The organism is Rhizobium sp. BR 317, assembly GCF_047445835.1.
GTDB lineage: Bacteria > Pseudomonadota > Alphaproteobacteria > Rhizobiales > Rhizobiaceae > Rhizobium > Rhizobium paranaense.
This window is the reverse complement of the sequence record NZ_JARWLB010000007.1, coordinates 56,952-70,587: the sequence shown is the minus strand read 5'-3', so window position 1 is coordinate 70,587 and position 13,636 is coordinate 56,952. Positions and strand designations below refer to the sequence as shown.

The window sequence follows — 13,636 nt, the reverse complement described above, 5'->3', positions numbered from 1 at the left end:
ATGACACGGATCGCATTCATCGGGCTCGGCAATATGGGCGGTCCCATGGCCGCCAATCTGGTCAAGGCCGGCCATGACGTCATCGGCTTCGATCTCTCCCATGATATGCTGAAGGCCGCGGAGGCGACGGGCGTCAAGGCCGCAAACGTGCTGACCGAGGCCTTGGCCAATGCGGAAGCGGTCATCACCATGTTGCCCAAGGGGCAACATGTGCTGACGGTCTGGACCGATATCCTGCGCTCCGTGCCGAAGGGTACTCTGCTGATTGACAGCTCGACCATCGATGTCGACAGCGCCCGCAAGGCCCATGCCATGGCTGGCGATGCCGGCTGCCTATCGCTCGACGCGCCGGTCTCCGGCGGCACCGGCGGAGCTGCGGCCGGAACGCTCACCTTCATGGCCGGTGGCTCAAAGGAAAGTTTCGCGGGCGCCAAGCCGCTGCTGGAAGTCATGGGCCGGAAGATCGTCCATTGCGGCGACGCTGGCGCCGGGCAGGCAGCGAAGATCTGCAACAACATGATCCTCGGCATTTCCATGATCGGCGTCTGCGAGGCCTTCGTGCTCGGTGAAAAGCTCGGCCTCTCGCATCAGGCTCTCTTTGATGTGGCTTCCACGTCGTCCGGCCAGTGCTGGTCGATCAACACCTATTGCCCGGTGCCAGGCCCCGTGCCGACTTCGCCGGCTAACAACGACTACAAGCCCGGCTTCTCGGCAGCCCTGATGCTGAAGGATCTGCGCCTGTCACAGGAGGCCGCTTTGTCGAGCGGCGCATCGACACCTCTGGGCGCGGAAGCGGCGCAGCTCTATGCGCTCTTCGAGAAGCTCGGCAATGGAGGCCGCGATTTTTCGGCCATTATCGAGATGTTTCGGGAGGCGGGCTGAGGATTGCTCGTGACGATCGAGCGAGTTGAAAGCCCGATGCCCCTCACCCCGGCCCTCTCCCCGCAGGCGGGGAGAGGGCCGGGGTGAGGGGGAGTTGTGCCCCAGGTAGTTTCGGCTCGGGGGAGGCTTAGTTCTTTGTGAGGTCGTCCCCTCTCCCCGCGAGCGGGGAGGGGGCTAGGGTGAGGGGCCTTGCCGGAACAGCGACCTCTACAAATAAGCCCCACTTACCGCCACATGCCGCGCATCCGCGCGCCGACATCGACGCGCACCTGCCGCGCCCTAATGGCGGCGGCGCTTTCGGCCCTTGCCTGCGGCCAGCCGCAAACCTCGAAAAACTGCAGCAATGTCGCCGGAATGAAGCGCGTGCGTGAGGCAAAGACGTGCTTGTCGCCTTGCGCATGCTGACCGTGCACGAAGAACCGTTGCGGAATGACAAGATCGAGATTGTCTTTCGCCCGTGTCATGGCGACATAGAGCAGCCGTCGTTCCTCCTCGATCTCGGAGGAAGAGCCGACCGCGAGATCCGCCGGAATGCAGCCGTCGACGGCATTGAGGACGAACACCTTCGTCCATTCCTGACCCTTGGCGGAATGGATGGTCGAGAGGATGAGATAGTCCTCATCGAGCAGCGGCACGCCCGCTTGATCGCTAGTAGCATCGGGTGGATCGAGCGTCAGTTCGGTGAGGAAGCGCTCTCGCGAGCCATAGCCGCCGGCGATCTGTTCGAGCTGGATCAAGTCCGCCTGGCGTGTCGCCGCATCCTCATGCGCCCGCTCCAGATGCGGCTCGTACCATTGCCGAACGAGACCGATTTCCGCAGGCCATCCCGCTTTTCCGGTCTTGAGCTCCTGCATGGTTGCTACGAAAGTCGTCCAGTCCTCGCCCGAGCGCGGCGGCGCCGGAAAATCGGCAAGGGCCGCCATTGGACTGGCCTGTTCGCCAATGTGGTCGAGTACGCGCTGGGCGGTCGAAGGGCCGACGCCCGGCAAAAGCTGCATCAGCCGGAAGCCGGCGACGCGATCGCGCGGGTTCTGTGCAAAGCGCAGGGCGGCGAGCATGTCCTTGACATGGGCGCTGTCGAGAAACTTCAGCCCGCCGAATTTGACGAAGGGGATATTGCGGCGGGTAAGCTCCACTTCCAACGGTCCACTGTGATGCGAAGCGCGGAAAAGCACGGCCTGCTGCTTCAGCTTCGCACCGCTCTCCCGATTTTCCAGTACCTGATCGGCGATGTAACGCGCCTGATCGCTTTCGTCGCGCACCGTTACCAGCCGCGGCCGCTCCGCGCTCTGGCGTTCGGTACGCAGGTTCTTGGTGAAACGCTCGGAAGCAAGATCGATCACCGCGTTGGCGGCGGCCAGGATCGGTTGTGTCGAGCGGTAGTTGCGGTCGAGCGTGACGATGTTGGCAGCCGGGGTAAAGGAGGTCGGGAAGTCGAGGATGTTGCGCACCGTGGCCGCGCGGAAGGAATAGATCGACTGCGCATCGTCGCCGACGACGGTCAGTCCCTGACCGTCAGGCTTCAGCGCCAGCAGGATCGACGACTGCAGCCGGTTGGTGTCCTGATATTCGTCGACCAATACATGGTCGAAGCGACCGCCGATATCTTCGGCGATCAGCGGTTCATGCAGCATATGCGCCCAATAGAGCAGCAGATCATCGTAATCGAGCACATTCTGCGCCTGCTTGGCCTCGACATAGGCCGCGAAGAGGTCGCGCAACTGCTTTTCCCAGGCGGCGCACCAGGGGAAGAAATCACGCAGCATCTCTTCGAGCGGCGCTTCCGAATTGACGGCGCGGGAATAGATCGAGAGGCAGGTCGCCTTGGTCGGAAAGCGGTTTTCCAGCTTGGAGAAGCCAAGCTCGTGGCGCACGAGGTTCATCAGGTCGGCGCTGTCTTCGCGGTCATGGATCGTGAAGGCCGGATCAAGGCCGATCTGTTCGGCATAATCGCGCAGGAGCCGCGCGCCGATGCCATGGAACGTGCCGGTCCAGGCAAGCGCGTCGGCCATGATGCCGGCATTGGCGCCAAGCACATCGCGACAGATGCGCTCGACGCGGCGGCCCATTTCGGCCGCCGCCCGGCGAGAAAAGGTCATCAGCAGGATGCGGCGAGGATCGGCGCCCTTGACGATGAGATGCGCGACGCGATGGGCCAGCGTATTGGTCTTGCCGGAGCCTGCACCGGCAATCACCAGCAGCGGGCCGGCGATATGGCTGCCTTCGACCGTCGTGCCGTGCTCCACCGCCAGCCGCTGCTCCGGGTTCAGCTTTTCCAGATAGGCAGCAGTCATGGGCTCTCCTGAAGGCTTCGGACGGCAGGCGCGCGACCACAGAATCGGTGACGAATCAAGTTCGCAATAATATCCGAATGTTCGATGAATGTTCCGAATTGACTGAAACTGTCAAGCTCGGCCGGATCTGCACAGAGATGTGACCCTCCCGTCATGAAATTGGTTCAGATTTAACCAACGTCGGCTCGAAAAAAGCCTTTGGGGTACTTATTTACCATTTTGACACATGATTTTGGGGTTTCGGCGCGCTGGGTGAGGGTTCCCGACCATGAACGAGACGATCGCCACCGGACTGCGCCAGCCTGAGGGGCCGGTAGCCCTGACGGACGGGCGTATCGCGCTTGTGGAGACCGGTGAGAGCCGCCGTTGCCTGACAATGGTTGTGGCCGGTGTCCGCCGCGAAATCTGCCGGCCCGGCGGCCGACCGACTGGGCTCGCGGTCGATGGCGATCAATGTTTCTGGGTGGCGGGCGGTCCGGAAAACTCCCTTGTTAAGGTCTCTCCAGAAGGCCGCACCCTGCAGGTGATCGAAGGCGGCAGCGATGGCCCGTTTCTTTATCCGAACGACCTCGCCTTCGGCCCGGACGGCCTGCTCTACATGACCGATTCCGGCGTCCGCATCTCCGATCTGCTCGACGGCGCTGACATCAATCCTGATTTCTTCCGGGCGCCTTATAACGGTCGTGTCTACCAGATCGATCCGGCGGAGGGACGGGTGCTGCGCGTGCTGGCGGCCGGCTTGCTCTATGCCAACGGCATTGCCTTCGGGCCGGATGGCTTGCTCTACTACAGCGAGACCTTGACCGGGAAAATCTATCGCCAGATCGTCGGCGGGCGGCAGGAATTGTTTGCACAGGTGATGCAGACGCCTGCCGTGAAGGCGTTGCGCGGGCCGGCCGGCATGGCCTTCGACCGCAATGGCACGCTCTATTGTGCGATCTACGGGCAAGGCGAGATCTGCCTGATCGATCCCACCGGGAAGATCGCCGGCCGTATACGCACCAATGGTACCCGGCCGGGCAATATCGCCTTCACCCTCGATGGCAAATATGCGCTCATCACAGAGCAGGAAAACGGTGTTTTGGAGAGAATAGCGGCACCGCGTCCAGGACTGCCGCTGCACATGCCGTCCATCTGATCCGGAGGCAGAATGGGCATGCCCGGAAACCGGGCATGCCCTTGTTCGTGTCCGTCTGTCGCTTATTCGGCGGCGGGGATTTGCTTGTTGTCCTTGCCGGACTTGTCGTCCGACTCGGCGTCGTTGGCGACCGCCTTGGCATGGCGGCGGCGCCAATCGCCGAGGAACAGCAAGATCGGAGCGGCGATGAAGACCGACGAGGCACCAGCGACGAGTATGCCGAACACCATCGGGATCGCGAAGCTGGAGACGGCGCTGCCGCCCCAGATTGCCATCGGCACCAGCGCCAGGAAGGCGGTGGCGTTGGTATAGAGGCTTCGCGCCAGGGTCTCGTTGATCGACTTGTCGATGATGTCGCGCAGCGGCATCGACTTGTAGAGCCGCATGTTTTCACGCATGCGGTCATAGACCACGACCTTATCGTTCACCGAGTAACCGACCAGCGTCAGGATAGCGGCGATGGCCGTCAGGTTGAAATCGAGGCCGGTGATCGCGAAGAAGCCGATCGCCTTGGTGACGTCGAGTACCAGAGTGACGATGGCGCCGACCGCGAACGGCCATTCGAAGCGAAACCAGATGTAGAACAGCATCGCCAAGCTGGCGATCACGACCGACAGGATGCCGGCCCAGGCAAGCTCGCCCGAAACCTTCGGACCGATGACATCCGTGCCTTCGATGGTCGCGGTTGGGTCGATCTTGATGATTTCTGCCTTGAGCTTGGTGACCGCGGCCGTCTGCGCCTCTTCGCCGCCGTCCTGGCGCTGGGCGCGGACAAGGAGGCTGTTGTTGTCGCCGAAGGACTGCAGTGCGATTTCGCCGAGGCCGAGCGTGTTCAGGCCCTCGCGGAACGTAGCCAAATCGGCCGCGTCCTTGGTCTTGACGGACATCTGGATGCCGCCGCGGAAATCGACGCCGTAGTTGAGGCCCGGATGGATGAACAGGACCACCGAGGCGATCGACAGGATCGCCGAGACGGTGACGCCAAAGAAGCGGGCCTTCATGAACTGGATGTGCTTGTCATAGGGGCTGAAGGGGATCAGCGGCCTGATGTTGAGCACCTTCAGCTTGCGGCGACGGGTGATGGCGATCATCACGACGCGCACGAAGGCGACGGAGGTGAACATCGAGATAATGAGGCCGAGACCCATAGTCACGGCAAAGCCGCGAACCGGGCCGGAGCCGAAGTAGAACAGGATGGCGGCGGCGATCAGGGCCGTCATGTTGCCGTCGATAATCGTCGAATAAGCCTTCTTGAAGCCGTTATCGATGGCGGCGAAGGCGCCGCGGCCCTTGCGGGTTTCTTCGCGGATGCGCTCGTTGATCAGAACGTTGGCATCAACCGCCAGGCCGATACCAAGGACGACGCCCGCGATGCCGGGCAGCGTAAGCGTGGCGCCGACAAGCGTCAGGGCCGAGAACGTCAGGATCGTGTGGATGAGCAGTGCAACATTCGCGAGAATCCCCCAGGCGCCGTAGAGCACGAAGATGAAGGCGGCAACCAAGGCGAAGCCGATCAGGCCGCTATAGATACCCTTCTGGATCGCGTCGCTGCCGAGGTCGGCGCCAACAGTGCGTTCTTCGATGACGGTGAGCTTGGCCGGCAGGGCGCCGGCGCGCAGCAGGGCTGCAAGCGTCGTCGCGCTGTCGGCGGTGAAGTTGCCCGAGATCTGGCCCGAACCGCCGGTGATCGGCTCGCGAATATTCGGCGCGCTCAGCACCTTGTTGTCGAGCACGATGGCGAAAGGCTTGCCAACGTTTTCGCGGGTGATTTCCGCGAAGCGGTTTGCGCCGGCACTGTCGAAGCGGAAGGTGACGAGCGGCTCGTGCGTGTTCGGATCGAAGCTGACGCGGGCGTCGGTCAGGCGGTCGCCGGCGAGCTCGATGCGATCGAGAACCGGAAAGCTGTTGCCCTGATCATCCTTGAGGATGGAAACGCCAGGACCGGGGTTCTTCGGATCGACGTTCTCGGCGAGCAGATGGAAGGACATCTTCGCGGTCGAGCCGAGCAGTTCGCGCAGGCGCGATGGGTCTTGTGCGCCCGGAAGCTGCACGAGAACGCGATTGGGACCGACGCGCTGGATGGTCGGTTCGGCGACGCCCACCTGGTCGACGCGTTTGCGGATGACTTCCAAGCTCTGCTGGACGGCGGAATCGACGTTGGCGGCGATGCCGGCCGGCGAGAAGGACATGGCAATCGCGCCGCCATTTGGCGTAATCGTCAGATCAGACTGGCCGGCGGAAAGGCCGGACGAGATCGTATTGGCGAGGGTCCGCAACTGCGTCACCGCATCGTTGCTCTGCGACGGATCGGTCAGCGTGACGACGATCTGGTCACCATTGCGGACGATCGAACGGGTCAGGATGTTCTTGTCGCGCAGGACACGGCGCGAGTCTTGCAGCAGCGATTGCAGCCGGCCATTGGTCAGGTCCTTCTCGTCGACTTCGAGGACGAGGTAGGAGCCGCCACGAAGGTCGAGGCCGAGGGAAACCTGGCTATGCGGCAGCCAGGACGGCATTTTGCTTAAGACCGACTGTGGCAGCACGTTCGGCAGGGCGATGAAAAGGCCAAGCACGATGATCACCGTATAGGTGAACACCAGCCATGGTGAGGTGCGCATGAGTATTATCCTTGAATACACTGATACCAGCAGAGCATGCCGCCGGCGGACGTAAGGTCATGTCGAAAATGCGCCGTCAGGCGCGCGAACCGGTCAGATGAAAGCGGTCGGTGGAGCGCGGGCGAGATAGGCGCGGAAAGCAAGCGATTCATGCCGCGCGAGTTCGCCGCGGGTGCGCGGCTGCCCCGGATTGGTCAGGAGCCCGAGCGACGGAACGGCTGTAAGCGCCGCCGGTCCGATATCGTGCCAGGTGGCTTTCGGCGTGACCGTACGGTCAGCGACGACAGTGCCACGCACCGGATCGCGCAGGGCGAGATAGAGCGGTTGGTTGTCCCTGCCGGAAGAGAAGGCCTCCGCATCGGCCCGCGCGGCAAGATTGATGCCGCCGCCGAGCGCCAGTCCGAGGTAGGCGAAGAAGGCGACGAACAGCGAGGCGATCACGCGCGCTCCGGCACGTCGCGTCATCCTGCTATCGTTCTCTTCGCTGTCGGCAGCGCCGAATTCGAACGGGTTCAACGGTTAAAAGGGCCTTCATTCCTTTGCCGGAGCGGGTTCCGACGGTTCGGTCATGATATCAGGACGCTGCGCGTCTTCATAGTGCGGCCTGTCATGATGCACTTGCGCCAGCCGGTCAACCATCCCCAGCGCAATTTCCCGCTCTCCCATGATCACCGTATCGGCGCCATATTGCTTGAGCACATCGACTTCGGCGTCGGAATGGGCGCGGGCGACGATCAGGATCGACGGGTTGATGGCGCGTGCCTGCTCGGCGGCGCGGCAGGCCTCGAAGGTATTCGGAATGGCAATGACCAGGCTGCTCGCGGCGGAAATATTGGCATATGCCAGAACTTCCGGGGAGGCGGCATTGCCGTAAATCGCCTCGATTCCCTGCCGCGCGAGGTCGCCGATCCGCTTGTCGGAATCTTCGATGACCACAAAGGGTGTGGCGGAAGATTTGAGCTTCTCTCCGACAATGCTGCCGACGCGGCCAAAGCCGATCAGCACCGCATGATCCGTCAGTGTAACGGCGTGCAGTTCCTCACCGACATCGTCGGGCGTTGACGGATTGGTAGGGGAAGGCGAGGCTTCGCCCGCCGTCGGTTGCTCTGCCTGGATGGCCGGTTCCGTGCCTTCCGGCATTTCGGCGTGCGGCTTAGTTTCTTGAATCTTCCGCAGCCAGTCGCAGGCAATGAAGACAAGCGGGTTGAGAATGATCGAGATGATCGCGCCGCCAAGGATCAGGTCGCGGCCTTCGGCCGGCAGCAGCCCGAGATCGGAGCCGAGCGCGGCGAGGATGAAGGAGAATTCGCCGATCTGCGCCAGACTGGCGGAGATGGTCAGCGCCGTGCTCATCGGCTTGCGGAAGGCGAGCACGATAAAAAAGGCGGCGACGGACTTGCCGATGATGATGATGAAAATAGTCGCCAGCAGCGGCAGCGGATTGTCGATCAGGATGTTGGGGTCGAACAACATGCCGACCGAGACGAAGAACAGCACGGCGAAGGCATCGCGCAGCGGCAGGCTTTCCTGTGCGGCCCGGTGGCTGAGCTCGCTTTCCGACAGGATCATGCCGGCGAAGAAGGCGCCGAGCGCCAAGGACACGCCGAAGAGTTTCGCAGCCCCGAACGCGACGCCAAGCGCAATGGCGAGGACACCGAGGCGGAAGAGTTCACGCGAGCCGGTATGAGCGATGAGGTGCAGGATCCAGGGAATGATCCGCCGGCCGAACACCAGCATGAGCCCGACGAAGGCCGCGACTTTCAGCAACGTCATGGCGATAATGCCGGTGATGCCGAGATCGAGGCCAAGCAATCGGTTGAGGCCGGCCGATAGCGGCTCCGTAGCGCCATGACCATCGGCGGAGATGCTGGCGGCGGCCGGAATGAGCACGAGGGCCAGCACCATGGCCAGATCCTCGACGATCAGCCATCCGACCGCGATCTTGCCGCGCTCGCTCTCGATCAGCCGCCGCTCCTGCAGGGCTTTCAGGAGAACGACCGTCGACGCGACGGAGAGCGCTAGGCCGAAGACGAGGCTACCGCCGAGCGGCCAGCCCATCAGCGCGCCGAGGCCCCAGCCGAGCAGCGTTGCGAAGCCGATCTGGACGATCGCGCCGGGAACGGCGATGCCACGGACTGACAGCAGATCCTTCAGCGAAAAATGCAGGCCGACCCCGAACATCAGCAGGATGACACCGATTTCGGCGAGTTCCGGCGCAAGGCTCTGGTCGGCGACGAAGCCCGGCGTATGCGGGCCTGCGAGCACGCCCGCAATGAGATAGCCGACAAGCGGCGGCAGTTTGAAGCGATTGGCGATGGCGCCGAAGATGAATGCCAGCACAAGGCCCATGACGATGGTCGAAATCAAAGGCGTATCGTGTGGCATCGCTGTCTCCTTCGATACTGGAAATCCCGTGTGGTTTATGACATATTTGGCTTAAGTTGACCAATATGGGCAGTTTTTCATCGTGAATCAAGGCGGCAACCCAACGATTCTCACTCCTGCGCTCTGCCGCGCGGCACGCGGGCTGCTCGACTGGACCCAGTTGGACATAGCCGAGAGAGCAGGCGTATCACGAAGCACGATCCGCGACTACGAAGGCGGGCGCCACGACATTCATCGGGCAACCGAGGCGCAACTGCGTCTGGCCTTCGAAGAGGGTGGAGTCGTCTTCGTGAAAATGCAGGAATTTGGTTGGGGCGTCTGCCTGCGCCCGACTTCCGACCGCGGCTAGAGCGGTTTAGTGTTTCACGGAATCGTTTCCCGCTCTATCCCTTTGTTTTTTGCATTCTGGACGGAAAACCGCCCTGCACTTTTCCTGGAATTGCTCTAAGGTTTCGGCGCCAGGCAGCTTGGCGAAAGATGGTAGGCGTAGAGCGTCCTGCCTTTCATGTTGCCGAAATCGGGCGACCAGCTCTTGATGAGCTCCGACCGGCCCGTGGTGCAATCGAACGGTTCGTCATCGACATAAAGCACATCATCAGTCGCGCTGGATGGCAGCGAAAAATTCTGCTCGTAATAGCTTTTCGGGAAGCCGCCAGAGTTACGGGCGTAGATATGATAGGGCTTGCCCTTCAGCGTATAGAAGAGATCGGCGAGTATATCGCGGTTATCGGCGACGATGGTCGAGGCATTCGCCTGGGCAGCGATATCGGCGATCTCCAGGCTGATGGCGCTGCGGCCGACATACCGCTTCATGACGAGATCGCCGTTCGGCAGCTTGATGTCATAGGCAAACACGGTCAGGATCGGCAGCAGGAAGGCGACGACCGAGCCGATGATCAGCGAGACGGCAAGCCCCTTCTTCGTCAGGCGGTAGAGCACCCAGACGGCGAGGATGGTGCCGGCGGCATAGGCGGTAACCGCCCAATTGGCATAGGCCTTTGCAAACAGCGCCTGCAGCGTGATCAATGCGATAACGGGGATGGACAGCCAGACGAGCAGCTTTTCCCGGTCGTCGCTTTGTCCGCTGATCATCCGCCAGGCGGCCCAGAGCATGCCATAGAACATGACGGGGCCGACGACACCGAATTGCGCGCCGAGGAATCCGAGCGCGCCGAGCAGATGCTTCGCCAAACCGCCACCGTTTCCTTCGCCGTTCCAGTGGGCAATGCTTTCGGTGTGACGCACCGTCGCCGCATCATGGGCGAAATTCCACCAGAGATTAGGGGAAACGACGATCGCGCCGGCGATGGCGGCGATGAGCACGTCGCGCCAGGCAATACGTGCCGAACGCAGCGTCAGCATCGCGATACCGACGCCGGGCAGCAGGAAAAGCACCGAATATTTCGTTAGGAAGGCGATCCCGAGGCTAACGCCGAGGATTAGCGCTTCGATGATCGAGGAGCGCTTGGTGAGGCCGAGAAAAGCCCAGATGGCAATGGTGACGAACAGGATTTGAATCGTATCCGTCGACATCAGCACGGCCGAAAGCGAGGCCGCCGGCAGGGTAACGAAGATGACGCCGACCCAGGGCTCGATCTCCCGCCCGGCATCCCCCTCGAACAGTCGCCGCGTCGTCCGCATCAGCATCAGGGCGGTGGCAAGATGGAAGAGAGGCGCGGACACGCGGATCCAGAAGGTCGAGTCCGACCCCGATATCGCATTGAAGAAGCGAATGACCCAGGCGATGATCGGCGGCTTGGAATAATAGCCGAAGTCGAGGTTCTGACCCCAGAACCAATATTGTGCCTCGTCGACGAAGAGATCCGTCCTGTTGAAGAACAGCATTACCACGCGCCAAAGCGTGACGCCGAAGATGATTGCAAGAGCAAGCGGCAGCGACAGTGTCTTGTGGCTCGTTTCGGAATAGGTGGTGTCGGACATCAACAGGTCGATCTCTGTGCCGGGTCGTCAGGCTTCATACGGAACTATCGAGCCCGACGCTAGCTCTGGCCGAGAGAGAACGATGGCAAAAGCGCGCCCGGATGCCGCGAAGAAAGCCTCTTTGTAAGAGGTTTCTGCCGCCTAAAGGCGTTTGAGGCAGGATTCTCAGAGGACGCGCGGAGCGATTTTGCTGCGAGCCTCATCGATGAGGCTTAGGAACACGAAGGCAGCAAGCGTCATGCCGGCCGTCAGCGAAGCAGTCAAACCAAGAACAATCATTGCTCTCTCCGTATCGACATCGAAAGTGTCTCTACTTAGCAATTTAGAATATGAAGCTTGCCCGTGACTTGCGGATATTGCGGTTTTTACTCAAAACGACCGCCAACGGAAATCGAACCGAGATAGTTTAAATCAAAACGGGATAGCTACCGGGTCTTATTAACCTTCAAGCAAGGAATTAACCATAAACATTGGACTAGCACGTCGGAATGGGAAAACTGTCACTCGTTCTCACCAGGCATGAAGCCGCCCCGTCGTACCGGGTCAGATCCGGTATCAATGTCATCAAACGGTCCGAACAGGCCTTGATGAACGAGCGAGCTTCAGCGTCCCGGTCAATAAACCGGAGGCGGCGTGCACCTGTCCTCGTCTCTTCATCGCGTCTGAACCGGATCATTCAGTGGTTTCGCCGGCGTTTCTACGCCCGGCAGTTCGGTGGGGACGATTTTGGCGCAGGATTCGCCATCAGATCAGGCAGGACGGGCGCAGGCGGGCAGCCTTCGCGACCGTTTGCGTTTTGCTGGTCTCGATGCCGAGCAATGCGAAATCGTGCGCCGCAACCGGCCGATGTTCGACGCGCATCTGAAAGCCGGCCTGCGCGATCTCTTCCACCGCCTCCAGACTTTTCCGGACGCCTCCCGTAATTTTAACAGTGAAAGCCAGCTCGAACGGCTGCAGGACCTGCAATCCTCGCACTGGGGCGTGTTGACGGATGCCCGTTTTGACAGCCTCTATGCCGAGCGCGTCAAGGTTCTCTCCGATACCGAAAGCAAGATGGGGCTCGACCCGCGCTGGCACGTCGCCGGTCACGGCGTGGTGCTGGAGCATCTTCTCTCTGGGATCGTCGAGGAGATGGGCGGCCGCGCCATCCTGCCCGGCACCAAGCGCCGCGCCCGTGAGCTGAGCGAACTGATCACGGCTGCCGTCCGCCTCGTCATGGTTGATGTCGAAATCGCCGTGTCGCTGCGTTTCAACGAGCTGCGGCTCAACCATCAGCGGGCGCTTGCCGAACAGCGTAGCTCCGATCATGCCGAAGCTGCCGGACTCTTTGCCGATGTCATTCGCAGCCTTGCGGAACGCGATCTGACCGCCCGCCTGCCTGCTGATGGTCCAGAAGCCTATGCAGAACTGGCGCAGACGCTGAATGCCGCTCTGGACGACATCCAGGAGCAATTTGCGGCACTGTCCGGCAGGGTGCAGGCCGCCGATGCGGCGACGGATGCGCTCGCACGCGATTCCCGTTCCCTCGCTCAAAATTCCATGGAGCAATCCCAAGGGCTTGCCTTGTCGGCAAGGCAGCTCGCCGAACTGGCCGATCAGGTTCGCAGCAATGCCGCGACCACTCGGTCGGCCGAGCGCGCCGCCGCCTCCACCCGTGTTGCTGCCGAAGACAGCGGCCGGGTCGTCGGCCAGGCGATTTCCGCCATGGCCGATATCGAGACGTCGGCGGAAAAGATCGGCCAGATCATCGGCGTCATTGACGAGATCGCTTTCCAGACCAATTTGCTGGCGCTCAACGCCGGTATCGAAGCCGCGCGCGCCGGCGATAGCGGCCGCGGCTTTGCCGTCGTCGCGCAGGAAGTCCGCGCGCTTGCCCAACGCTCCGCCGATGCGGCTCGCGAGATCAAGGTGCTGGTGACGGGCACCAAGGCGCAGGTCGATGCCGGCGTGCAGATGGTCGGCCGCACGCAGGAAGCGATCGGCGGCATCGTCCGTCAGGTGACCGATATCAACGATGCTATTTCCGGCATCGCCGCCGCCACCGATGAACAGGCAGCCGGCTTGCGCACAGTGACGACGGATATCGGCGGCTTCGGCGAACGCGCCGCTGCCACCGAAAGCCTTGCCCGTCGCTCGAATGAGGGCGCCGATCATCTTCATACCGTCATCCTGGAACTTGGCCAGACGATCCGCGAATTCCGCCTGGAGCGCGAGCGTCGCCATGCGGCGGTGCCGCGCCCGGTGAATGCCCCGCAACGCTTGCCGATCGCTCAGCGCGACGAAGGGCTTGCCGGGCGTGACGAGGGGAGTGCCGCCGAATTCGATTTTCCGCTTCGCAGGGCCGGGTTCGGGGGCGAACGGAATGCATACTGACATCT

9 protein-coding genes are annotated in these 13,636 nt (G+C 61.9%); 4 read left to right on the top strand and 5 right to left on the bottom strand.

What is annotated here, in order from left to right; genetic code table 11:
• The gene (gene mmsB / locus QD357_RS13085; RefSeq protein ID WP_107106958.1) at positions 1–882 is read left to right on the top strand and encodes a 3-hydroxyisobutyrate dehydrogenase; all 882 of its coding nucleotides are present in this window, start codon (positions 1–3) and stop codon (positions 880–882) included.
• Positions 883–1,106: 224 nt separating this feature from the next.
• On the opposite strand, the gene QD357_RS13080 is transcribed toward mmsB, so the two are convergent.
• On the bottom strand, positions 1,107–3,176 hold the full coding sequence (locus QD357_RS13080; protein ID WP_414124417.1) for an ATP-dependent helicase: 2,070 nt from the start codon (positions 3,174–3,176) through the stop codon (positions 1,107–1,109).
• Between the two features lie 268 nt (positions 3,177–3,444).
• Between QD357_RS13080 and QD357_RS13075 the strand changes: the two genes are divergently transcribed.
• Positions 3,445–4,314 carry an SMP-30/gluconolactonase/LRE family protein gene (locus tag QD357_RS13075; RefSeq protein WP_107106960.1) on the top strand — a complete coding sequence of 290 codons (870 nt, stop codon included), beginning with the start codon at positions 3,445–3,447 and terminating at the stop codon, positions 4,312–4,314.
• 62 nt (positions 4,315–4,376) lie between these two features.
• On the opposite strand, the gene secD is transcribed toward QD357_RS13075, so the two are convergent.
• The 3 genes from secD to QD357_RS13060 all read right to left on the bottom strand — a co-directional run bounded on the left by secD (position 4,377) and on the right by QD357_RS13060 (position 9,317).
• Positions 4,377–6,932, bottom strand: coding sequence for a protein translocase subunit SecD (gene secD / locus QD357_RS13070; protein WP_107106961.1), 2,556 nt, complete (start codon positions 6,930–6,932; stop codon positions 4,377–4,379).
• 93 nt (positions 6,933–7,025) lie between these two features.
• Positions 7,026–7,397 carry a hypothetical protein gene (locus QD357_RS13065; RefSeq protein WP_245407407.1) on the bottom strand — a complete coding sequence of 124 codons (372 nt, stop codon included), beginning with the start codon at positions 7,395–7,397 and terminating at the stop codon, positions 7,026–7,028.
• A gap of 66 nt (positions 7,398–7,463) precedes the next feature.
• A complete protein-coding gene (locus QD357_RS13060) occupies positions 7,464–9,317 on the bottom strand; it encodes a cation:proton antiporter (protein WP_414124416.1) in 1,854 nt (617 codons plus the stop codon).
• 79 nt (positions 9,318–9,396) lie between these two features.
• On the opposite strand from QD357_RS13060, the gene QD357_RS13055 reads away from it, so the two are divergent.
• Positions 9,397–9,666 carry a helix-turn-helix domain-containing protein gene (locus QD357_RS13055; protein ID WP_414124462.1) on the top strand — a complete coding sequence of 90 codons (270 nt, stop codon included), beginning with the start codon at positions 9,397–9,399 and terminating at the stop codon, positions 9,664–9,666.
• A 95-nt stretch (positions 9,667–9,761) separates the two neighbouring features.
• On the opposite strand, the gene QD357_RS13050 is transcribed toward QD357_RS13055, so the two are convergent.
• Positions 9,762–11,258 (bottom strand): ArnT family glycosyltransferase, encoded by a 1,497-nt coding sequence (locus QD357_RS13050; RefSeq protein WP_414124415.1) that lies wholly within the window; start codon positions 11,256–11,258, stop codon positions 9,762–9,764.
• 726 nt (positions 11,259–11,984) lie between these two features.
• Between QD357_RS13050 and QD357_RS13045 the strand changes: the two genes are divergently transcribed.
• Positions 11,985–13,631: a methyl-accepting chemotaxis protein gene (locus QD357_RS13045; protein WP_107107054.1), complete on the top strand. Its 1,647-nt coding sequence runs from the start codon at positions 11,985–11,987 to the stop codon at positions 13,629–13,631.
• Positions 13,632–13,636 lie beyond the last annotated feature (5 nt).

Excerpts from the sequence above, each read along its gene's own strand:
- mmsB (WP_107106958.1), top strand. The coding sequence starts at position 1 with ATGACACGGATCGCATTCATCGGGCTCGGCAATATGGGCGGTCCCATG.
- QD357_RS13080 (WP_414124417.1), bottom strand. The coding sequence starts at position 3,176 with ATGACTGCTGCCTATCTGGAAAAGCTGAACCCGGAGCAGCGGCTGGCG.
- QD357_RS13075 (WP_107106960.1), top strand. The coding sequence starts at position 3,445 with ATGAACGAGACGATCGCCACCGGACTGCGCCAGCCTGAGGGGCCGGTA.
- secD (WP_107106961.1), bottom strand. The coding sequence starts at position 6,932 with ATGCGCACCTCACCATGGCTGGTGTTCACCTATACGGTGATCATCGTG.
- QD357_RS13065 (WP_245407407.1), bottom strand. The coding sequence starts at position 7,397 with ATGACGCGACGTGCCGGAGCGCGCGTGATCGCCTCGCTGTTCGTCGCC.
- QD357_RS13060 (WP_414124416.1), bottom strand. The coding sequence starts at position 9,317 with ATGCCACACGATACGCCTTTGATTTCGACCATCGTCATGGGCCTTGTG.
- QD357_RS13050 (WP_414124415.1), bottom strand. The coding sequence starts at position 11,258 with ATGTCCGACACCACCTATTCCGAAACGAGCCACAAGACACTGTCGCTG.